The sequence below is a fragment of the Halomonas sp. SH5A2 genome (genome assembly GCF_014263395.1).
GTDB lineage: Bacteria > Pseudomonadota > Gammaproteobacteria > Pseudomonadales > Halomonadaceae > Vreelandella.
Genome location: NZ_CP058321.1, coordinates 1,196,240 through 1,216,339, shown reverse-complemented (window position 1 = coordinate 1,216,339; position 20,100 = coordinate 1,196,240). Strand labels below are relative to the sequence as shown.

The window sequence follows — 20,100 nt, the reverse complement described above, 5'->3', positions numbered from 1 at the left end:
GCATCTCCCTTGAGCCAAACGCGCCAACGGCAGCGTTATTGAAAGGTCAATGCAGCCAAAACCAAAGATGCATTATGCTCCAGGCGTAGATCCCTGCCATCACATCATCGATCATGATGCCAAACCCGCCAGCCACCCGCCGGTCCGCCCAGCGGATAGGCCAGGGTTTGAACACATCGAAAATGCGGAACACTACAAAGCCCCACAGTGCAGACTCCCATGAAAACGGCACCGCCGCCATGGTAATCCAGTAGCCGACAAATTCATCCCAGACAATCCCGGAATGATCATGCACCCCCAAATCGTGGGACGTTCTATCGCACAGCCATACGCCAACCACAAAGGCGACAAAAATAATACTTGAGTACCAGCCTAGCGATAAATCGGCCATTAACCAATAAAAAGGAATTGCCGCCAGCGTGCCAAACGTACCCGGTGCAAAGGGCACGGCACCGCTGCCAAGCCCGAAGGCAAAAAAATGCGTGGGCCGACGCCAAACGCTCGCAGGGGCATGATTCATGGCGTCTCTCCCTTGAAATGCTGCCAGCCGTGGTAGCGCTGAACGGGAAGTCCATGCACGCCTAAGATTTCGCTGCACTCACCAATCACGTGGAGTGGAACGCCTAACACTGCGAGCTGCTGGCGCGCTTGTTCGACATGCACTGAAGGCAAGGTCACCAGTAGTTCATAGTCGTCACCGCCGGTCAATGCAGCCTGGCGAGCAGCTTCTGGCCCCAGGGCATGTTCCAGACCTTCAGCCAGCGGCAATGCCGCAAGCGATAACGTTGCCCCTACGCCAGACGCCTCGCGCAGGTGGCCCAGGTCAGCTAACAGTCCGTCTGAAATATCGATCGCCGCGGTCGCCCACTCGCGCAGCGCTTCGCCTGCAGCCAAGCGTGGCGTCGGCCATAAATAGCGCTCAAGCAGCGGGTGCGCACTATCGCGTTCACCCTGTTGCCACAGCGCCAAACCGCCGGCACCCCCGCCCAGCGCGCCGGTCACCGCAATCACGTCACCAGGGCGGGCGCCGCTACGCGTCAGCGCCTTGGCATTGGGCACCTCACCCATGACAGTTACGGCGATGGAAAGCAAGCCCGACGTGACGTCGCCACCCACCAGCGTTGTTGCGTGCCGCTCAGCCAACGCGGCAAACCCCCGCGCATAGCCCGAGAGCCAAGCATCAGCAGCGTCATCGTCGGTAAATTGCGCCTGATCAAGTGTCAGCGCCATCACGCACCAGCGTGACGTCGCCCCCATGGCGGCCAGGTCACTCAGGGCCACAGCCAGCGCACGGTGTCCAATGGCCTCAGCGGACGCGTCGCCTGGGAAATGAACGTCTACTACCGACGTATCCACACTCACCACCAACTGGCGGCCCGGCTGCGGGGTAAGTACGGCAGCATCATCACCAACCCCCAGCGCAACGCCCTGATGGCAGGCATCGCGACACGACGAGGTAAAATAACGTCGAATCAGATCAAATTCGGCAAGCACAAAGGCCCCTTTAACGCAGCGTCAGCACACACGCGACATCACCCGGTCCGTTCGGCCGGTTAGCGTCGACGCGCACTGACTTCGGCACTCCGCAAGCGAATAGCTAACTTGTCGAGAATACCGTTCACGTATTTATGGCCGTCGGTGGCACCAAACGACTTGGCCAACTCAACGCCTTCGTTAATCACCACGCGATAAGGCACTTCCATACGCCGCGACAGCTCGTAGGCCCCAAGGCGAAGGATGGCCAGCTCAACGGCATCCAGATCTTCCAGACGACGGTCAAGCAACGGCGCTATCTCACGGTCCAACTCCGCCTTGAAACGGGCCGTATTGATCAGCAGTTCGTGAAACAGCGCCTTGTCGGCAATCTCCATCACCTTGGCCCAATTTTCATAATCTTCCATGTCGGCATCGGGCAGATGGCTGCGGAATTCGGCTTCAATGGTGTTGATCGGCTTACCCGTCATGTGCCACTGATATAGCCCTTGCACCGCCAGCTCACGCGCCGCTTGCCGACCCTGCTGGGCAGCCGACGGTTTGCGCTCACGACGTTCACTCATGAGCATCACCCGGCGCAATAGCGCGCAACAGCGAAACCATTTCCATGGCCGCCATGGCCGCTTCGGTACCTTTGTTACCCGCTTTGGTACCGGCACGCTCAATGGCCTGCTCGATCGACTCGACGGTCAGCACACCGTTGGCGATTGGCGTATCGAACTCGAGCTGCAGCTGATTGAGGGCGGTATTGCAGCCACCCGCCACATATTCAAAATGCGGCGTGCCCCCCCGGATTACTGCACCCAGGGCGATGACCGCGTCAGGTTTGACTACCTTGAGGACACGCTTGACGGCCAGCGGCAGTTCCCAGGCACCGGGTACGTGCACAATGTCGATATGCTCCATATCAACGCCATGACGAACCAGGCTGTCGACGGCGCCCTCCACCAGACTGTCTACGACATGGTGATTGAAACGGCCAACCACGATGACATAACGGCCATCGACGTCGACAAAAGTACCTTCAACTTGAGAAAGGGATTGCATCAATTTATACCTACTAAAGTGTATACCGACTAAGAGGTTGACTCATCGGACGTATCGTTTGGCCCCAGCCGCTCTACGACTTCCAGATCGAAGCCGGAAAGTGCCGAGAACTTCCAGGGCGAACTGAGCAAACGCATTTTACCCACACCAAGATGGCGCAATATTTGCGAGCCGGTGCCGATGGTTAAATAATTACCTGCGCCGTCAGAATCGCTGGTGCGCGGCTGGCGCACGCGCTCTAAAAAAACATCCAACTGGTCTTTAAGGTCTTGATGCGGGCGTCCGTCATCAATCAACACCAATACGCCCGCGGGGGCCTCGGATATTTCGACAAGCGCCCGTTGGGCATCCCAGCGACATTGCTCGCCTTTGGTCAGCCCGAGCACATCGCGCAACGTGTCGGCCAGGTGGACCCGCACCGTCGTAGGCTGTGCAGCCGTCGGCTGGCCGTTGACTAGGGCCAGGTGATGCGCGCCTTGAATACGGTCGCGGAACACATGCAGCATCATCTCGCCCTGGGTGGTCGTAATCGGCGAGGCTTCGAGATGATCCACCGTCTGCTCGTTGACAATGCGGTAGTGGATCAAATCGGCAATGGTGCCCATCTTGATGCCGTGCTCCTGAGCGAAGACTTCAAGCTCGGGACGGCGCGCCATGCTGCCGTCGTCGTTCATGACTTCACAAATCACGCCGCTCGGGTCGCAGCCCGCCAGGGCCGCCAGGTCACAGGCAGCCTCGGTATGGCCGGCACGACGAAGCACACCACCGGGTTCAGCCATCAACGGGAAGATATGCCCCGGCTGGACGATATCCGTGGGTTTGGCATGCGGAGCGACGGCCGCCTGGACAGTCCGCGCCCGGTCAGCGGCGGAAATTCCGGTGGTCACGCCTTCGGTCGCTTCGATCGACAAGGTGAACTTGGTGCCAAACCCCGAGCCATTATCGCGAACCATCAGCGGCAGGTTCAGCTGCTCGCAACGCGCCCGTGTCATCGGCAAACAGATCAGACCGCGGGCAAAACGCGCCATGAAGTTGATATGCTCCGCCTGGACTTTTTCAGCGGCCATGATGATATCGCCTTCATTTTCGCGATCCTCATCGTCCATGAGAATCACCATTTTGCCCTGGCGAATATCGTCGACAAGTTCGGCAATGGGGGCTAATCCCCCAGAGGAAGCGTGCGCCATGGAATCTCCAATAAAGTTGTCGCAAAGGGTGCGATTTCGCGCGTCAGGGTACCTTGGTATCGTCGCTCGTGCCAGTCACCAACGGCGAGGCGATAATCCGCCAATCCTGCCCAACGGCTCGCATATCGTGAATAGTAAGGCGCTGCTGGTCGGCCATCTGGGTGAGCCCTGGAAGTGCAAACAGCGGCCTGGCGTCGCCACCCAGCAGCGTCGGCGCGACAAACAGCTGAATTTCATCGATTAATCCGGCGTTGAGCATGGCACCCGCGAGCGTGGCGCCGGTCTCGACCAGCAGTTCATTGACGTCTTCATTGGCCGCCAGCCACTCAAGCAAGACAGGCAGGTCCACCCGACCTTGGGCGTCGGCGGATAACACCTGCACCTCGGCCCCTGCGTCAATCAGCCGCTCGCGCTTCTCAGCCTCCTGAGAAGTGGTAACCACCAGAGTGCGCCCTGGTGCACGTAAACAGGCGGCGGCCAGCGGCAACCGCAGCTGGCTATCGACAATCACCCGCAGCGGCTGACGGCTGGCGATATCATCGGCATTATCCAAGCCGAGCTGCTCAGCGCGAACCGTCAGGCGCGAATCATCCATGATGACGGACTCCACGCCGCTCAGGATCGCACTTGAACGAGCGCGCAACCGTTGAACCTGAGCACGCGCCTCGGGGCCGGTAATCCACTGAGATTCACCCGACCCCATGGCGGTGCGACCATCGAGGCTCATCGCCATTTTCATGCGCACAAAGGGTCGCTTGGTTGCCATGCGGGCGATAAAGCCAGGATTGAGCGCACGAGCGTCTGCCTCCAGTAAGCCGACTGACACCTCGATACCCGCTTCTTCCAGCAGACGAATACCCCGTCCGCTGACCTTCGGATTGGGATCAACCATGGCCACTACCACTCGTCCCACCTGGGCTTCTTGCAACGCCACGGCACAAGGCCCGGTGCGACCCGTATGCGAACACGGCTCTAGCGTGACATAGGCGGTCGCGCCACGGGCGTTGTCGCCTGCGGCAGTCAATGCATTGATTTCCGCATGTGGCTCACCTGCGTGGCGGTGATAGCCCTCGCCCACGACCTCACCCTCGCGAACCAGCACGCAGCCGACACGAGGATTGGGGTCGGTGGTATACAGACCGTGTGCCGCTAGCGCCAGGGCGCGGGCCATGTAACGATGGTCATCGGCACTGAACTGATCAACGACACTCGACAAGGTGACGCTCACGATGAGGGCCTGCCGTCGCCGGGTTCCTGGGACAGGCGATCAATTTCAGCCCGGAATTCATCCAGATCCTGAAATTTGCGGTACACAGAGGCGAAGCGAATGTAGGCCACCTGATCGAGGGTTTTCAACGCCTGCATGACCGACTCACCAATATCACGGGCGTCAATTTCCCGGTCTCCCCGCGCGCGTAACGTCTGGCGTATCCGCTCGACAGACGCTTCGATGGCTTCTGCACTGACCGGCCGTTTCTCGAGCGCCCGCAACATCCCGGCACGCAGCTTGGTTTCGTTGAAACTTTCGCGCGAACCGTCAGACTTGACCACACGGGGCATGACCAGCTCAGCGGTTTCATACGTGGTAAAACGCTCCTGGCAGCTTGCACATTGGCGACGGCGACGCACCTGGTCACCGTCGGCCACCAGCCGCGAATCGGTCACGCGAGTATCGTTAGCACCACAAAAAGGGCAATGCATGGCGTTCAACCTGTTGTCGGCCCGTGCAAAAGCGCTGCACGAGAAAGCAAAATACGACCTGTTAATGCGCTATTAACCGATCATTGTAACGTTTTGGCACACAAGCTGCACCGTTTGTGGAAGCCTGTTTACTGGGACATTCTCATGACCGCCTTCGACGATACCGTTCACGCTTATCTGGCCCACCTCTACGGCCCCCGCGCCGCGGAGGTCCAGCGCCGCCTGAATCAACGCCTGGCGCATTTTTGCCCAGAAGTCGAGCCTCAGCATTCCATCGAGCAGCAGGGGCGGCGTGCACCATCGTGGAGCGAGAAAGACCAGTGGCTGATCACCTATGGTGACTCTATCGTCGATGATCAGACGCCTCCACTGGCAGTGCTCGACGACTTTCTGCAGGCGCGTCTCGGTGAACGTATCAGCGGTGTCCACGTGCTGCCATTTTTCCCGTGGAGCAGCGACGACGGCTTTTCAGTGATCCACTACCGGGAGGTGAACCCCGACCTGGGCGACTGGCAGCACATTCAAACCCTTGCCCGACACTACGACCTGATGGCGGATCTGGTGCTCAACCATGTGTCCCGGGAGTCGTTATGGTTCGTCGACTATCTTAGCGGCAGCCTGCCGGGGCGCGATTATTTTATCGAAGTCGACCCCGACACCGATGTATCGGCGGTGGTTCGCCCGCGCAGCAGCCCGTTGCTGGTGCCGATCTCCACCCGCCGGGGTACACGCTACCTGTGGGCGACGTTTTCCGAAGACCAGCTCGACCTCAACTTCGAAAACCCCGATGTGCTGCTGGAGTTTGTCGGCATTCTGCTGTTTTACCTCGAGCAGGGCACCCGCATCGTGCGCCTGGATGCCGTTGCCTTTCTCTGGAAACGGCTGGGAACCAACTGCATCCACCTGCCGGAAACCCACACCGTGGTGCGGTTGCTGCGCGCCATCGTCGACCACCTTGCCCCCGGCACGCTGCTGATCACCGAAACCAACGTGCCGCACCACGAAAACATCAGCTACTTCGGGCTTGACCGCTTGACCGAAGGCCCGCCCGACGAAGCGCACATGATCTACCAGTTCACCTTGCCACCGCTGCTTCTGCACACCCTGACACGCGGCGAAACGCATACCCTACAAGCCTGGTTGGCCAGCCTGCCGCCGCTGCCCGACCACTGCACCTATCTCAACTTCACCGCCAGCCACGACGGTATCGGCGTGCGCCCCCTGGAGGGCTTGTTACCCGATCACGAACGCGATGCGTTGCTCGAACTGATGCACCGCTTTGGCGGCTTTGTCAGCATGCGCAGCAACCCAGACGGCAGCGACACCCCCTACGAAATCAACATCACCTGGTTCGAAGCCATGCAAGGCACGCGCAAAGGCCCCGACCCGTGGCAAATTGCGCGTTTCCTGTGCAGCCAGGCGATCATGCTCAGCCTGCAAGGCATTCCGGCGCTGTATATCCACACCCTGACCGGCACCCTCAACGACGTGGAAGGCGTTGAGCGCAGCGGTCGCTTGCGCTCGATCAATCGCCGCCGCTGGCAACGCCGCGAACTCGATTTACTCCTCGACAGCACCGCCACGCCCACTCACGACGTTTTCAATGCGCTGAGCCGATTGCTGGAGTGCCGACGCCAAGAGCCCTGTTTCCACCCCAACGCCGCACAGCGCGTACTGGCCTCGGACCCATCGCTGCTGGCCATCGAGCGTGGTCCGCTGGCCAATGGTCGTCGCCTGTTGGCGATTTATAATGTTACTGAGGTGCCGCTGACCTTCGAACAGCTCGGTGATGAGGTTCAGGACGCGTTATCGTCGGTGTCATGGCACAATCTGAACGCCCTATCCTCCGGGCACCCCAACGACCCACTGCCGCCTTACGCCGTGCGCTGGCTGGTGCATAGTCCCTAATTTTATATAGATAGAATTATTAGCCAGAAAAAGATGCCGATTCGGGCACTGCACGTTACGCTAGCACCTCGACTTTGCAACGAATGAGGAACGCTATGCGCGATTGGTTCTCCCTGCACCGCCTATCCCTGCCCCAGCCAGTATCGGGTCGTTTACCCCTATTCGGTAGCGCGATGCTCGGCATACTCATGATGCCAATTGCCCAAGCGGATTCGCTCCCCGCCCCAGTCCAGGCACTGGCGGATCAAGGTCTGGAGATTCATGGCGAGTTTGACGCCCCTGGCGGTATGCGCGGCTTTGGAGCCAGTCGCCAGGGACAGGAAGTGACCATCTACCTGACACCCGACGGCGAACACGCCATCACCGGCTCGCTGACCGACCAGGATGGCGACAACCAGCTCGAGGAAGCAGCGCTGGATAAGCACGTGCGGGCACCGCTTGAAGCCCAAACCTGGCAGCTGCTCGAAGACAGCTATTGGATTCAGGACGGCCAGCGCGACGCGCCACGCGTGGTTTACACCTTTACCGACCCCAACTGCCCCTACTGCCAGGCTTTTTGGGAAGCCGCACGGCCCTGGGTTGAAGCCGGCAAGGTGCAACTGCGCCATATCGTGGTAGGTATACTGGACGCTGACAGCCCCGCCAAAGCCGCCTCACTACTCGCGGCCGACGACCCCGCCTCCGCCCTGGCCCGCCATAAACAAGGCGAGCGCATCAGCGCCAGCGCCCAACCCCGTGAAATCGAAGAGCAGGTATACAGCAACAATCAACTGTTCGACGGCCTGGGCCTCTACGCCACCCCGACCAGCGCTTTCAAGCGCGAAACCGATGACGGCGTCACCCGCCTGGACCGCGTGGAAGGCATGCCCAGCGCGGAACGCCTGGAAGAAATGATGGGCGGCCCGGCGCCGGAATAAGTCGCGCGCCCTTGGAGCAACCTCTCAGGTGACGCGTTTGGCGATCCACCACCCCAACACCATGGTCACCAACATCGCCAACAGCGGTAATGAAACACCGCCCAGGGACGCAATTGCAGGACCTGGGCAATAGCCGGAAAGCCCCCAGCCGACGCCAAACAGTGCCGCCCCACCGAGCAGTTTTGCATCCAGATCCTGCTTGCTGGGCAGTTGAAAGCGCTCCGTCAAAAGCGGCGCAGACTGCTTGAGTACCCAGCGATACCCTATAAACGTGGTCACGACTGCACCGCCCAGCACAAACATCAGCGAGGGGTCCCAGTTACCGGCAACATCCAGAAATCCAACGACTCTCGCAGGATCTGTCATACCCGAGACGGCAAGTCCCAGACTGAACACCAGCCCCGCCAAATAGCTAGCGGCCATGGTCACATAGCGTTTTTTCATGCGCCTCCTCCAAAAACGTGGCGGACGACATACACGGTGACTAACGCGGCGACCAAAAAGGTCAGTGTTGCTGCCATGGAGCGCGGCGATAGCCGGGCCAGACCGCAGACCCCATGCCCACTGGTACAGCCGCTGCCTAGCCCGGTCCCCAACCCGACCAGCAAACCAGCCGCCAGCATCAACGGCACGCCGCCAATTGGCTCTCCGATGACTTCGCCGGGTTGATTAGCGACATTGCCGAATTCGCTGCCCATCAACATCAGCACTAACGGACCGCTAACCAACCCGACCAGGAAGGCCAATCGCCAGGCACTGTCGCCCCGCGGCCGCTGAGTAATCAGCGTCCCGACAATCCCGCTGATACCGGCGACACGCCCCAGGCTTGCCATCAGCCAAACCGCCGAGATGCCAATTAAAACGCCGCCTAACAGCCCCTGCAGGCTTGATGTTAATTCCACGCTGCTCTCCTGTTCGCCTATGACGGTCAGTTGTCACTGTTATTTTCATAAAATTATATATTTATACCATTAAAGAATATAAGGCCAACTCACCTTTACGACAACCCTTTTAATCAGCACCTTCTGTTAAGATGCACCGCATTAGCAATTTGCAGGAGAGACCCATGCTCGGCTGGTTCCCCGGACATATGAACAAGGCCCGCCGCCAAATCCAGGAGGCGCTGCCGGAAATCGACGTGGTCATCGAAGTGCTCGATGCGCGGCTACCCTACTCCAGCGCCAACCCTATGCTTGCCGAGCTGACCCGTCATAAGCCGGTGCTCAAGATTCTCTCCCGCGCGGACCTGGCCGACCCGGAACGCACCGCCGAGTGGGTCGCGTTTTTCGACGCTCAGGACGACATGCGCGCGCTAGCGGTCACCACCACCAACGCCCGCGAGCTGAAAAAAATTCCCCAACTCTGTCACGAACTGGCCGGAGCGGTGCGCGCCGACCGCGATGTCCGCGTGATGGTGATGGGCATTCCCAACGTGGGTAAGTCGACACTGATCAACGGTCTAGCAAAGCGCAAGATCGCCAAAACCGGCAACGAGCCGGCGGTGACCAAGCGCCAGCAGAAGGTGCGCATCGACGGTCGCGTGGCGCTCGTCGACACCCCCGGGGTGCTATGGCCCAAGATTGAAGACCAGGCCAGCGCCTACCGTCTGGCCGCCAGCGGCGCGATTCGCGATACCGCGATTGAATACACCGACGTGGCGATCATCACCAGTGCGGAACTCGCCAAACGCTACCCCGATGCCCTCACCGCCCGATACAAACTCAAGGCGTTGCCCCGCTATGCGCCATCCAGCACCGATGATGTCGACGCTGACGGCCCGCAAAAACCTGATTTTTTGGCCATTGCAGGCTTTGACGGCCAGGCCATCCTCAAGGAAATAGCGGGCAAGCGCGGCGGGCTACGCCCCGGCGGCGCGGTTGACCTGCACCGAGGCGCTGAAGTCTTGCTGCACGAACTGCGCGACGGCAAGCTGGGCAGGTTAACGCTGGAAACCCCTGCGGATATTCCACCGCCGCCGGTACACGGCGACGAAGACAGTACCTCCCATTCCGACGCATAATGACGCATCGACCGGCAATGCCGCGCGGCCACTGGACACTTTTTGGAAATCACGGCTCATGGACACCCCCCAATCTCAAGAATCGCCCACGCTTAAAAAATCGCACAAGCTGAGTAATGTCTGCTACGACATTCGTGGCCCGGTGCTCGACCACGCCAAGCGGCTGGAAGAAGAAGGCCAGCGAATCCTCAAGCTCAATATCGGCAACCCCGCGCCCTTTGGCTTTGAGGCCCCTGAAGAAATTCTTCAGGACGTGATGCGCAACCTGCCCACCGCCCAGGGTTACTGCGACTCCAAGGGGCTCTACTCGGCGCGCAAGGCGATCATGCAGGAGTGCCAACGCAAACAGATTCCCGGCGTCGGAATTGAAGATATTTACATTGGTAACGGCGTTTCCGAGCTGATCGTCATGGCCATGCAGGCACTGCTCAACGACGGCGACGAACTGCTGATCCCTGCCCCCGATTACCCGCTGTGGACCGCCGCGGCGCACCTTTCCGGTGGCCACGGCGTGCATTACATGTGTGACGAGCAGGCGGACTGGGCGCCGGACATGGCCGATATTCGTGCCAAAATCACCAGCCGAACCCGCGCGATTGTACTGATCAACCCCAACAACCCCACCGGCGCGGTCTATCCGCCCGCCGTGGTACGCGAAGTGCTGGACATCGCCAAGCAGCACAACCTGGTGGTGTTCTCCGATGAAATCTACGACAAGATTCTCTACGACGGCGTGGAACACACCGCCACTGGGGCATTGGCGGATGACGATCAGTTGGTCATCACCATGAATGGCCTTTCGAAAAGCTATCGCTGCGCCGGGTTTCGCTCGGGCTGGATGACCATTTCAGGCACCCTGGCCAAGCTCCACGCCCAGGATTTCATTCAGGGTCTGACCATGCTGGCCTCGATGCGCCTGTGCGCCAACGTGCCAGCCCAACATGCCATTCAAACGGCGCTGGGCGGCTACCAGTCGATCAATGATCTCATTCTGCCCGGCGGACGTTTGCTGGCCCAGCGCGATATCACCGTGGAAAAACTTAATGCCATCCCGGGGGTGTCCTGCGTAACCCCCAAAGGCGCGCTGTATGCTTTTCCGCGCCTCGACCCCAAGGTGTTCAACATCAAGGACGACCAGCAGATGGTGCTCGATCTACTGTTACAAGAAAAAATTCTGCTGGTACAGGGCACAGCGTTTAACTGGCCAGAGCCTGACCATGTACGCATTGTTACGCTGCCGTGGGCGGACCAGTTGGGCGATGCCCTGGACCGTTTTGCGAACTTCCTCGCCCGCTATCGGCAGTAAAAGACACGATATTTAGCGTTAGTACTTGAAACCCGGGCAAACTGAACGTATCTAATCAAACCAGTACGGCTCGACGGCAACGGTTCTGCTCAACGCCGCCACACTCAAGACGGTTATATTCTAGGGAGAATCCGCCACATGATGCGCATTTTGCTGTTTTTAGGCACCAACATAGCGGTGCTGTTGGTCGCCAGCCTGACATTACGACTACTCGGGGTAGAAAGCTACCTCAACGCCCAGGGCATCAACTTCACCAGCCTGCTGATTTTCTGCTTTATTTTCGGCATGGCGGGGTCAATGATCTCGCTGTTCATCTCGAAGTGGATGGCCAAACGCAGCACCGGCACGGTGATTATTGAAAACCCGTCGAACGCTACCGAAAAGTGGCTGGTCGACACCGTCGCCGAACTGGCCCGCGAGGCCGGCATCAAGACACCCGAAGTGGGTATTTTCCCGGCACAACAGTCCAATGCCTTTGCCACGGGGTGGAATAAAGATGACGCCCTGGTGGCGGTGTCCGCCGGGCTTTTAAACCGCATGCAACCCGACGAAGTTCGCGCCGTGCTGGCCCACGAGATCGGTCACGTGGCCAATGGCGACATGGTCACCCTGGCCCTGATTCAGGGCGTCGTGAACACCTTTGTCATGTTCTTTGCCCGTATTGTGGCCCACTTGATCGACGGCTTCCTGAAAAGCCGCAGCGGTGGCGAAGGCGGCCTGGGCTTTATCGGCTACTTTGCTGTGGTCATCGTCGCCGAAATCGTCCTCGGTATTGCGGCTTCGGCCATCGTGGCCTGGTTTTCGCGCTTTCGCGAATACCGTGCCGACGAAGCCGGCGCGCGCCTCGCGGGTACCAGTGCCATGGTCAACGCCCTGGCCCGCCTGAAAGGCGAAACCGAAATGCCCGACCAGATGCCCGATACGCTGCGCGCTATGGCCATCACCAAAGGCCAGACACGCTCACTGGTCGAGAAACTCTTTGCCAGCCACCCGCCGCTGGATGACCGTATTCGCGCCCTAAAAGAAGCCGCTTATCGGCAGTAAAACGGCCAATGTACGAAGTTGAAAGGCCCGCTTTTAGCGGGCCTTTTTTACGCTTGAAGATAGGCGCTATTGATGGTGTTTAAGCAATTATGACCTGAAACCCCGCCGCGCTGAGTGGCTCAGACAGCACGCTGGCAGTACCTTTGAGCTGCACTTCGAGCGTGGCATACTCGCGGCGCAGCGGGTAGTTGGCGCGGCAGTGGTCAAAACCGTGGGCCACACCCAACGCGCGCACTTGGCGATGAAGGGTGTCGTGGTCTCGGCGCGTATCATATACCGCCCGGGCGCACAGCCTGAGCGCATCCTCCACCGGCAACGCCTGCTCGAGCGTCAGGCGCTTAAGCGCAGGCGGCGGGCAGAGCTCGTCAAACCCCAACGAACTCGACTGACCCAGATGGTCCGCCAACGCCTGGTGAATCATCCAACTGCCGCGCAGTTTGCCATCCAGGCTGTGGCCCGCAATGTGGGGCGTCGCCAGGGTCGCCAGATCGTGCAGATTTGCATCGATGGCGGGCTCTTGCTCCCATACATCGAGCACGGCGGTAATATCGCCCTGGCCCGCCAGCCGGCTGCGCAGCGCCAGGCCATCCACGCAGTCACCCCGCCCGGCGTTCAACAGCACACTGCCCGGCGTCAGCTCATTGATTCGCTGCGCGTTGAACAGATGATGGGTGGCATGAGGGCCGGACGCCACCAGCGGCGTATGCAGACACAGCACATCGCAGCGGGCAATGAGTTCATCGATATCAGAAAAACCGTGGGCGCCCTCCTGCTCGGCCCTGGGTGGGTCGCAGGCCAGTACCGCCACTCCCAATGCCGTTAACCGTGCGCACAGTCGGCTGCCCACATTGCCGACACCCACCACGCCAACGCTGCGCTCACTAAGTGCCCAGCCCTCACGCTCGGCAAGCGTCAGCAAGCTGCTAAGCACATAATCGACCACCGCCTCGGCGTTGCAGCCCGGAGCGCTGGCAAAGCCGATACCCCGTTCATCGAGAAAGGCCCGATCGATATGGTCGGTTCCAATGGTACAGGTGCCGACAAACTCGACGGGGCTATTGGCGAGCAGCGCCTGATCCACCTGGGTCACCGAGCGGACAATCAGGGCATCGGCATCGGCCACGTCAGCGGCGCTGATCTCGCGACCAGGCACACGCTCAAGCGTGCCGAAGGCTCCAAAGCAGGTGTCGGCGGCAGGGATATTGGCGTCGATAACAAGTTTCATAGGCGTTTTCTTATCCGGGCTTTACAATACGCCCGCAACGCTTTTGATGCAGGCCGATTTAAGGGGGCGTTAACGAATGCTAAGGAGAATGTTTTGATCGTACGCTGGGAAACCGACCATGACTACGTGCTGGTGCATATTCACCAGGACATGCTCGGCGACTGGATCTTCAGCCGCGCCTGGGGACAGATCGGCACTCAGTTTGGCGGCCTGAAACATCAGTTGGCTGACACCCTGGCCCAGGCGCATATGTGGCTGGAAGATGAAACCACCATCCAGGCCTCTCGGGGATTTCGTAAGGTGCTGGAAGTGGCCGACAACTCCCCCGAAGGCCAGGAAGCCATGCGCCAGCTTTCGTTGCTGGATACGGTCTAAAAGTCGATCCGCTTAACGCCTCTTACCCCAGAAAACGCCGCCCGTTGCGTTGATGCCTGCCTTGCGGCGCTGGGGCCTCGGGTTTCATCCTATCGCTGGGGGCTGATTCGTCCAGCCAGCCACGTGCCCGCAGCCAGTCGCACAGGGGCTCAAGCGCATACCCACCTTCCAGTTCGTTTCCCGCGTCGTCTACCAGCACGGGAATGCGCTCGCCGTAGCGTGCCAGCAGTATTTCATCGTCGGCCACCTCTATCCGCTGCCACACAATGGGGTGGCGGGTTAATGCCGCCACCCGCGCCTCCAATTCAGCGCAAAGATGACAGCCTTGGGTGGTATACAGGGTTAGCCGAATCATATGGCAGACCTAGACGGTTTTACTCGCGGTGGCGTAACAGAAACACCTGGTGTGCATTGCTGCGCCGCTGAAAATCCGGGTCAAAACTGCGCGCGGTAATATCCTCGACCACGTAACGCGCGCTAAGCGACTCATCCAGCTTGAAGCGCCGCTGGTTATTGGAGAATACCAAGGTACCGCCCGGTGCCAGTTGCGCCATGGCCAATTCCACCAGGCGCGGATGGTCGCGCTGAACGTCCAGCGTATCGCGCATCTTCTTGGAGTTGGAAAACGTCGGCGGATCCATGAAAATCAGATCAAACTCGGCGTTGGCGGTTTCCAGCCAGCGGAAACAGTCATCGCGCACCACCCGGTGTAGCCTGGGGTCGAGCTTGTTAAGCGTGAAGTTATCCCGCGCCCACTCAAGGTAGGTATTGGACATATCCACGCTCACGCTGTCGCTCGCGCCTCCCAGCGCCGCCTGCACCGTGGCGGTTGCGGTATAGCAGAACAGGTTCAGGAAGCGCTTGCCGCTGGCCATTTCGCGCAGCATGCGGCGTACGGGCCGGTGATCGAGAAACAGCCCCGTATCCAGGTAATCGCGCAGGTTGACCCAAAGACGGGCATCCCCCTCGCGCACTTCGAAGCGCTCGCCACTGGCATCGCGTTTTTGGTACTGGGCGCTGCCGGTTTGCCGCTCACGGCGCTTAACGTGGATCTTGCCAGGATCGACATCCAGCGCACCGGGCATGACTTCCAGCGCGTCGAACAGGCGCTTTTGTGCATGGGAGGGATCCACCGAACGCGGCGCAGCATACTCCTGGACGTGCACATGGTCGCCGTAGCGATCGACCGCCAGGGCGTACTCGGGCATATCGGCATCGTAAAGCCGGTAACAACTCTCACCGCTTTGCTTCAGCCATTTTTTTAGGCGCTTCTGGTTTTTGACCAGCCGGTTGGCAAACATCTGCGCGTTCTCAGACCCCTTGGGTGCAGCCTGCTCAGTCGTCGCGGGTGCGCTTTCGCCCTCTTCGACCCGACCGGCCCGGTGCTCGATGGTCATCAACAACAGCTTGGCATCCAGGGCGCCGTTTTTCAGCGCGTACTGCTTGTGCGCCCGCAGGCCAAGCCGGTGTCCCAGATCCGGGTTGCCGGTAAACACCGCAAGGGTCCAGCCAGGAAACAACGCCTTGGCTTTTTCGCCCAGTTGGGCATACAGCTGAACCAGCTCGGGCAGCTCGCCCAGACGCTCACCGTAGGGCGGGTTGGTGATCAGCAGTCCTTGCTCGGCAGTTAACTCTGCGGGTCGTGTCAGCTGACCGAGGCGTTGACCGTGCAGATGAATCAGCGCCGGAATCCCGGCGCGCATGGCATTGGCCTTGGCAGCCGACAGTGCCGCCGGGCTTTCGTCAAAGCCGGTCAGTGACGTTTTACAGCGCTTGCGGCCAATCGAGGCCCTAGCATCAGCCTCTCGCTTGAGCTCTCGCCACTCGGCCTCATCATGGCCGGCCCAGCCGTGAAAACCAAAGCGTTCACGGTGCAGGTTGGGCGCCTGGTCGGCCGCCATCAGGCCGGCCTCAATCAACAGCGTTCCCGCACCGCAAAGGGGGTCAATCAGCGGTTCACCTGCTTTGGCGCGCTCAGGCCAGCCCGCGCGCACCAGCAGCGCGGCGGCCAGGTTCTCTTTCAACGGCGCATGGCCCACGTCGCGGCGATAGCCACGCCGGTGCAGGCTTTCTCCCGAAAGATCAATACCCACGGTGGCGTTAGCGCGGTGCAGGTGGGCATATAAACGCAGATGCGGCGTCTTGGTATCCACGGTGGGGCGCGCCTGCCCTGCCAACTGCAAGGCGTCAACGACACCATCCTTGACGGTTTGTGCGCCAAAGCGGGTATGGCGAATGTGGTCGCTGCGACCGTGGAAATCCACCGCCATCGTCCGCTCCGGGGCCAAATGCTGCGTCCAGTCGATGCCCGCGACCACAGTGCGTAACTGTTCGGCAGTTTCGATCATCGGCTCGCGAGCCAGGATCAGGATGATACGGTTGGCAAGCCGCGACCACAGGCAAACTCGATAGGCCGTGGCCTGATCGGCAGCAAAGTACACGCCTGCCACGGTGGTTTTACCTGGGGTCGCGCCTAACGCGGTCAGTTCGTCGGCAAGCAGGCTTTCGATACCCTTGGGGCACGTTGCCAGCAGCTCTAGGGGGGCAATTTGGCTCGACTCGGTCATGGTAATGGCTGCGCGTAACCGCGCGATATTCCTATATATTGCAAATGAGTTTACGTCTTATGACAATTTGATGGTCGACAAGTAACCCCATCATGGTCTAACAATAAGAGAGTAGCTACTGAAAACGCATGCGTTGCCTGCCAGGGTCTTGAAGATCGTTTTAAGGAATCGTCTCAAAGAACCGTCTCAAAGACCTATGGCGTTGACGAGCGAGCCGCCCGGTGGGTTCAGCACGTGAGTGCTAGACCGCTGTGCCAGAATGGCAGTTCACTCTTGAAGTTAGCTCTCGGAATGATGGGGCGAGACATAGAGTTCTCTTTTCTATTTCACAGTCCCCGTTATTTAATCTCAAAGGCTTTCATACAAAGAGGTTAGCCAATGAAACGACAAAAACGTGATCGCTTCCAGCGGGCTTATGTACATGGCTACAAAGCGGGCGTTACGGGTCGCTCCCGTGATGATTGCCCCAGCCATGAGGTTAATTTACGCGAATACTGGATGAGCGGTTGGCGTGAAGGTCGCGGCGACCAGTGGGATGGCATGACCGGCGTTTCCGGTATCCATAAAAACCCCACTGTAATGACCTAACCTTTAACAACCCTAATCTCTGCATATCATTTTACTGAACACCTCCAAGCCCGCTCCATCAAGCGGGCTTTTTATCGCCTCTTTAATGCCTTGGCACACTCGCTGACAAGCTTGGGGCCGCGATAAATCAGTCCGGAATACAGCTGTACCAGATCCGCACCGGCATCGCGCTTGGCTCTAGCGGCCTCGCCGCTGTCGATACCGCCCACGCCGATAATCGGCAAATCCGGCAAGTGGCCGCGCAGCAAGCGGATGATACGGTTCGAGGCGTCAAACACCGGCTTGCCCGAAAGCCCGCCCGCTTCGTCGGCCTGAGGGTCACCCGCCACCGCTTCCCGTGAAATGGTGGTATTGGTAGCAATCACTCCGTCAAAGCCGTTGCGCTCGATACTGCCTGCCACCAATGCCACTTCTTCGTCGGTCATGTCCGGGGCAATTTTCACCAGCAATGGCACCTGCCGACCGTCCTGTTCGTCCAGAACCAGGCTGCGCGCCCGGATGGGGCCCAAAAGCGCATCCAACTGAGCGCCAAACTGCAGCGTACGCAGCCCAGGGGTGTTGGGCGAGGAAATATTCACGGTCACATAATCCGCCACCCCATGAACCGCTTCCAGGCAGGCCAGGTAGTCGTCCAGGGCATCGTCAACCGAGGTGGTCAGGTTTTTGCCGATATTAATGCCCACCACGCCACTGTAATGACGTTGCTTTACCTGCGCGACCAGATGCGCAACGCCATGGTTATTAAACCCGAATCGGTTGATGATGGCCTCGTGCTCGGCAAGACGAAACAGGCGGGGCTTGGGGTTACCCGGCTGAGCCACCGGCGTGACGGTGCCAACTTCTATAAACCCGAAGCCAAGCTCCCCCAAGGCGTCGAGGTGATCAGCGTTCTTGTCCAAGCCCGCTGCCAAGCCCACACGGTTGGCGAAACGCAGCCCCATCAGTTCGACCGGGTCGTCAATAGGCTCGCCCATCAAGCGTTTAACGCAACCGACGCGGTGCAGGGCATCCAGGGCGCCCAGCGCCATGCCGTGGGATGTCTCAGGGTCGATGCGGAAGAACAGCGAGCGGGCAAGGGCGTACATGGAAACTCTCTTGAAGCGAGGGAGGCTTGAAAACGAGCGCCATTATAATCGAGTAGGAGGGGGATTGCCTCCCCCGTCCTCTCACACCACCGGGCACCGAAGCGTCGGACCGACGGTTCCGTACCACGGCGGTTCATGCAGAACGTTTGAGCCATCTTACCGTATCGAGTATCGAGATCAGCCCTTGATCGTAGAACCATTTCCTTGGCAGGGCCTGATTCATGTGCGAGGCGCCGGCGTTCCACCAGGGGCCTCGACCATTAGCCGCCGATTTCCAAGCCCGGTAAGCGTCCAGTCCCAGCCCTCGAAGTTGCCGATACCGGGTCGCCGGGCGCTTCCATTGCCGCCAGACCAGACCGCGTAAGCGGCGGCGTATCCATTGATCCAGTGCTTCCAAGGGGCGCTTCACGTCAACGAGACTGAAGTAGTTGGCCCATCCTCGTAAGACTGGCCTCAACCCTTCGATTATCCGTTTCATGTTACGCCCCCTGCCACGCTTCAGGATCTCACGGACTCGCTGCATCATGCGCTTCAGGCTGCTCTTGGCAAGCGTCAGTTTCGACTGCTTGTGCCGAGTGAGACTGTAGCCCAGGTAGCCGCGTCGCCATGGCCTGTCCACCGCACTTTTACTGCGATTGACCGTCAGCCGAAGTGAGTTCTCGAGATGCTCACTCAGACTGGTCATGACACGCTCGCCTGCTCGCCGACTCTTGACGTACACCTGCACGTCATCGGCGTAGCGGCAGAAGCGATGGCCGCGGCGTTCCAGCTCCTTATCCATGTCGTCCAACAGGATGTTCGCCAGCAGCGGGCTGAGTGGTCCGCCTTGGGGCGTTCCCTGCCGCCTTGGCGTGGGCAAGCCGTGTTGGAACATGCCCGCCTCCAGATAGCGGCGGATCAGACGCAGCACGCGCTTGTCGTCAACGCGCCGCGCGACCCGGGCCATCAGCAGGTCGTGATTCACGCGGTCGAAGAAGGCTTCCAGGTCAAGGTCGACCACCCAGCGGTGACCGGCGGTGACGTGGGCCTTCATGGCCGAGACGGCCTGCTTGGCGCTCCGCTTGGGGCGGTAGCCGTAACTCGACTCGGAGAACGCCGGGTCGAAGATCGGCATGAGCGCCTGGGACAGCGCTTGCTGGATTAGGCGGTCGGTAACCGTGGGAATACCGAGCTGCCGCGTCCCTCCCTTGGGCTTGGGGATCGTGGCGGCTCGGACCGGGCTAGGGTGATACACGTCAGCCAACAGCCGCTCGCGCAGCGTTGGCCAGTGCTGCTTTAGGTGGTCAGCCAGTTGATGCACCGTCATGCCGTCGACACCCGGTGCGCCTTTGTTGGTAACCACCTTACGGTAAGCTCGCTCCATGTTCTTCGGGTCGACGACCCGTTCCATGAGCGGGGCTGGCTCCGCTTTCGTCCACGATAACGACGCCGGGCTCGTCTCGACGCTCACCGGCTGGGACGCGGAGTACTGCTCCGGCCCCTCTGGGTGAGTGACGGTGTTAGCGCCATGGTCTGTCTTCATGATCGATCCTCGAGACGTTATCGCCTACTCGCGGTTCTTCATGTTCGGCCCTTGGTGCCGTGGTGAACCGGCACTTACTATGGCCTCGGCTGACGTCTGGTGATCCATCCCGCC

21 protein-coding genes are annotated in these 20,100 nt (G+C 59.9%); 7 read left to right on the top strand and 14 right to left on the bottom strand.

Annotated features, from left to right (window positions below; all coding sequences use genetic code 11):
* Positions 1 to 46: 46 nt before the first annotated feature.
* The 7 genes from HXW73_RS05655 to nrdR are packed head-to-tail and all read right to left on the bottom strand — an operon-like array spanning position 47 to position 5,429.
* A complete protein-coding gene (locus HXW73_RS05655; RefSeq protein ID WP_186255287.1) occupies positions 47 to 520 on the bottom strand; it encodes a phosphatidylglycerophosphatase A family protein in 474 nt (157 codons plus the stop codon).
* Positions 517 to 1,494 (bottom strand): thiamine-phosphate kinase, encoded by a 978-nt coding sequence (gene thiL / locus HXW73_RS05650; RefSeq protein WP_186255286.1) that lies wholly within the window; start codon positions 1,492 to 1,494, stop codon positions 517 to 519. The genes HXW73_RS05655 and thiL overlap by 4 nt, the downstream gene beginning before the upstream one ends.
* Before the next feature lie 59 nt (positions 1,495 to 1,553).
* Complete coding sequence (gene nusB / locus HXW73_RS05645) at positions 1,554 to 2,057, bottom strand: transcription antitermination factor NusB (RefSeq protein ID WP_186255285.1); 504 nt, start codon at positions 2,055 to 2,057, stop codon at positions 1,554 to 1,556.
* On the bottom strand, positions 2,050 to 2,541 hold the full coding sequence (gene ribH, locus HXW73_RS05640) for a 6,7-dimethyl-8-ribityllumazine synthase (protein WP_186255284.1): 492 nt from the start codon (positions 2,539 to 2,541) through the stop codon (positions 2,050 to 2,052). Before ribH ends, nusB begins: the two co-directional genes overlap by 8 nt.
* Positions 2,542 to 2,570: 29 nt before the next feature.
* Positions 2,571 to 3,728 carry a bifunctional 3,4-dihydroxy-2-butanone-4-phosphate synthase/GTP cyclohydrolase II gene (gene ribBA / locus HXW73_RS05635; protein WP_186255283.1) on the bottom strand — a complete coding sequence of 386 codons (1,158 nt, stop codon included), beginning with the start codon at positions 3,726 to 3,728 and terminating at the stop codon, positions 2,571 to 2,573.
* A 43-nt stretch (positions 3,729 to 3,771) separates the two neighbouring features.
* Complete coding sequence (gene ribD, locus HXW73_RS05630) at positions 3,772 to 4,899, bottom strand: bifunctional diaminohydroxyphosphoribosylaminopyrimidine deaminase/5-amino-6-(5-phosphoribosylamino)uracil reductase RibD (protein ID WP_186255928.1); 1,128 nt, start codon at positions 4,897 to 4,899, stop codon at positions 3,772 to 3,774.
* Between the two features lie 53 nt (positions 4,900 to 4,952).
* Positions 4,953 to 5,429 (bottom strand): transcriptional regulator NrdR, encoded by a 477-nt coding sequence (gene nrdR, locus HXW73_RS05625; protein WP_186255282.1) that lies wholly within the window; start codon positions 5,427 to 5,429, stop codon positions 4,953 to 4,955.
* A gap of 144 nt (positions 5,430 to 5,573) precedes the next feature.
* On the opposite strand from nrdR, the gene HXW73_RS05620 reads away from it, so the two are divergent.
* Positions 5,574 to 7,337: a sugar phosphorylase gene (locus HXW73_RS05620; protein WP_186255281.1), complete on the top strand. Its 1,764-nt coding sequence runs from the start codon at positions 5,574 to 5,576 to the stop codon at positions 7,335 to 7,337.
* A gap of 95 nt (positions 7,338 to 7,432) precedes the next feature.
* On the top strand, positions 7,433 to 8,254 hold the full coding sequence (dsbG, locus tag HXW73_RS05615) for a thiol:disulfide interchange protein DsbG (RefSeq protein WP_446718999.1): 822 nt from the start codon (positions 7,433 to 7,435) through the stop codon (positions 8,252 to 8,254).
* A 24-nt stretch (positions 8,255 to 8,278) separates the two neighbouring features.
* On the opposite strand, the gene HXW73_RS05610 is transcribed toward dsbG, so the two are convergent.
* Positions 8,279 to 8,698 carry a DUF6691 family protein gene (locus HXW73_RS05610; RefSeq protein ID WP_186255280.1) on the bottom strand — a complete coding sequence of 140 codons (420 nt, stop codon included), beginning with the start codon at positions 8,696 to 8,698 and terminating at the stop codon, positions 8,279 to 8,281.
* Positions 8,695 to 9,087, bottom strand: coding sequence for a YeeE/YedE family protein (locus HXW73_RS05605; protein ID WP_446719007.1), 393 nt, complete (start codon positions 9,085 to 9,087; stop codon positions 8,695 to 8,697). The genes HXW73_RS05610 and HXW73_RS05605 overlap by 4 nt, the downstream gene beginning before the upstream one ends.
* 233 nt (positions 9,088 to 9,320) lie before the next feature.
* Here HXW73_RS05605 and ylqF point away from each other — a divergent pair, with 233 nt between their 5' ends.
* From ylqF to htpX, 3 genes are all read left to right on the top strand, one after another.
* Entirely contained in the window at positions 9,321 to 10,274 is a 954-nt protein-coding gene (gene ylqF, locus HXW73_RS05600) for a ribosome biogenesis GTPase YlqF (protein ID WP_186255278.1), read from the top strand.
* A 58-nt stretch (positions 10,275 to 10,332) separates the two neighbouring features.
* Complete coding sequence (locus HXW73_RS05595; RefSeq protein WP_186255277.1) at positions 10,333 to 11,580, top strand: pyridoxal phosphate-dependent aminotransferase; 1,248 nt, start codon at positions 10,333 to 10,335, stop codon at positions 11,578 to 11,580.
* A 138-nt stretch (positions 11,581 to 11,718) separates the two neighbouring features.
* Positions 11,719 to 12,624, top strand: coding sequence for a protease HtpX (gene htpX / locus HXW73_RS05590; RefSeq protein ID WP_186255276.1), 906 nt, complete (start codon positions 11,719 to 11,721; stop codon positions 12,622 to 12,624).
* Between the two features lie 79 nt (positions 12,625 to 12,703).
* Here the strand turns inward: htpX and pdxB are convergent, their stop codons facing one another.
* On the bottom strand, positions 12,704 to 13,849 hold the full coding sequence (pdxB, locus tag HXW73_RS05585) for a 4-phosphoerythronate dehydrogenase PdxB (RefSeq protein ID WP_186255275.1): 1,146 nt from the start codon (positions 13,847 to 13,849) through the stop codon (positions 12,704 to 12,706).
* Positions 13,850 to 13,942: 93 nt separating this feature from the next.
* Here pdxB and HXW73_RS05580 point away from each other — a divergent pair, with 93 nt between their 5' ends.
* Complete coding sequence (locus HXW73_RS05580) at positions 13,943 to 14,224, top strand: hypothetical protein (protein WP_186255274.1); 282 nt, start codon at positions 13,943 to 13,945, stop codon at positions 14,222 to 14,224.
* Positions 14,225 to 14,246: 22 nt separating this feature from the next.
* Here HXW73_RS05580 and HXW73_RS05575 read toward each other — a convergent pair whose 3' ends face one another.
* Positions 14,247 to 14,579 (bottom strand): glutaredoxin family protein, encoded by a 333-nt coding sequence (locus tag HXW73_RS05575; protein WP_186255273.1) that lies wholly within the window; start codon positions 14,577 to 14,579, stop codon positions 14,247 to 14,249.
* Between the two features lie 19 nt (positions 14,580 to 14,598).
* The gene (gene rlmKL / locus HXW73_RS05570) at positions 14,599 to 16,791 is read right to left on the bottom strand and encodes a bifunctional 23S rRNA (guanine(2069)-N(7))-methyltransferase RlmK/23S rRNA (guanine(2445)-N(2))-methyltransferase RlmL (protein ID WP_186255272.1); all 2,193 of its coding nucleotides are present in this window, start codon (positions 16,789 to 16,791) and stop codon (positions 14,599 to 14,601) included.
* A 378-nt stretch (positions 16,792 to 17,169) separates the two neighbouring features.
* Between rlmKL and rmf the strand changes: the two genes are divergently transcribed.
* Positions 17,170 to 17,379, top strand: a complete 210-nt coding sequence (rmf, locus tag HXW73_RS05565; RefSeq protein WP_186255271.1) for a ribosome modulation factor — start codon at positions 17,170 to 17,172, stop codon at positions 17,377 to 17,379.
* A gap of 71 nt (positions 17,380 to 17,450) precedes the next feature.
* Here rmf and HXW73_RS05560 read toward each other — a convergent pair whose 3' ends face one another.
* A complete protein-coding gene (locus tag HXW73_RS05560) occupies positions 17,451 to 18,464 on the bottom strand; it encodes a quinone-dependent dihydroorotate dehydrogenase (protein WP_186255270.1) in 1,014 nt (337 codons plus the stop codon).
* Positions 18,465 to 18,597: 133 nt separating this feature from the next.
* A complete protein-coding gene (gene ltrA / locus HXW73_RS05555) occupies positions 18,598 to 19,986 on the bottom strand; it encodes a group II intron reverse transcriptase/maturase (protein ID WP_186255269.1) in 1,389 nt (462 codons plus the stop codon).
* Between the last annotated feature and the right edge of the window lie 114 nt (positions 19,987 to 20,100).

Bases quoted from the DNA above. Each gene is read 5' to 3' on its own strand.
- HXW73_RS05560 (WP_186255270.1), bottom strand. From the start codon at position 18,464: ATGTACGCCCTTGCCCGCTCGCTGTTCTTCCGCATCGACCCTGAGACA.
- nusB (WP_186255285.1), bottom strand. From the start codon at position 2,057: ATGAGTGAACGTCGTGAGCGCAAACCGTCGGCTGCCCAGCAGGGTCGG.
- pdxB (WP_186255275.1), bottom strand. From the start codon at position 13,849: ATGAAACTTGTTATCGACGCCAATATCCCTGCCGCCGACACCTGCTTT.
- HXW73_RS05595 (WP_186255277.1), top strand. From the start codon at position 10,333: ATGGACACCCCCCAATCTCAAGAATCGCCCACGCTTAAAAAATCGCAC.
- dsbG (WP_446718999.1), top strand. From the start codon at position 7,433: ATGCGCGATTGGTTCTCCCTGCACCGCCTATCCCTGCCCCAGCCAGTA.
- HXW73_RS05605 (WP_446719007.1), bottom strand. From the start codon at position 9,087: ATGGCAAGCCTGGGGCGTGTCGCCGGTATCAGCGGGATTGTCGGGACG.
- htpX (WP_186255276.1), top strand. From the start codon at position 11,719: ATGATGCGCATTTTGCTGTTTTTAGGCACCAACATAGCGGTGCTGTTG.
- ribH (WP_186255284.1), bottom strand. From the start codon at position 2,541: ATGCAATCCCTTTCTCAAGTTGAAGGTACTTTTGTCGACGTCGATGGC.
- ltrA (WP_186255269.1), bottom strand. From the start codon at position 19,986: ATGAAGACAGACCATGGCGCTAACACCGTCACTCACCCAGAGGGGCCG.
- HXW73_RS05610 (WP_186255280.1), bottom strand. From the start codon at position 8,698: ATGAAAAAACGCTATGTGACCATGGCCGCTAGCTATTTGGCGGGGCTG.
- ylqF (WP_186255278.1), top strand. From the start codon at position 9,321: ATGCTCGGCTGGTTCCCCGGACATATGAACAAGGCCCGCCGCCAAATC.
- ribBA (WP_186255283.1), bottom strand. From the start codon at position 3,728: ATGGCGCACGCTTCCTCTGGGGGATTAGCCCCCATTGCCGAACTTGTC.
- nrdR (WP_186255282.1), bottom strand. From the start codon at position 5,429: ATGCATTGCCCTTTTTGTGGTGCTAACGATACTCGCGTGACCGATTCG.
- ribD (WP_186255928.1), bottom strand. From the start codon at position 4,899: ATGGCCCGCGCCCTGGCGCTAGCGGCACACGGTCTGTATACCACCGAC.
- HXW73_RS05575 (WP_186255273.1), bottom strand. From the start codon at position 14,579: ATGATTCGGCTAACCCTGTATACCACCCAAGGCTGTCATCTTTGCGCT.
- HXW73_RS05655 (WP_186255287.1), bottom strand. From the start codon at position 520: ATGAATCATGCCCCTGCGAGCGTTTGGCGTCGGCCCACGCATTTTTTT.
- HXW73_RS05620 (WP_186255281.1), top strand. From the start codon at position 5,574: ATGACCGCCTTCGACGATACCGTTCACGCTTATCTGGCCCACCTCTAC.
- rmf (WP_186255271.1), top strand. From the start codon at position 17,170: ATGAAACGACAAAAACGTGATCGCTTCCAGCGGGCTTATGTACATGGC.
- rlmKL (WP_186255272.1), bottom strand. From the start codon at position 16,791: ATGACCGAGTCGAGCCAAATTGCCCCCCTAGAGCTGCTGGCAACGTGC.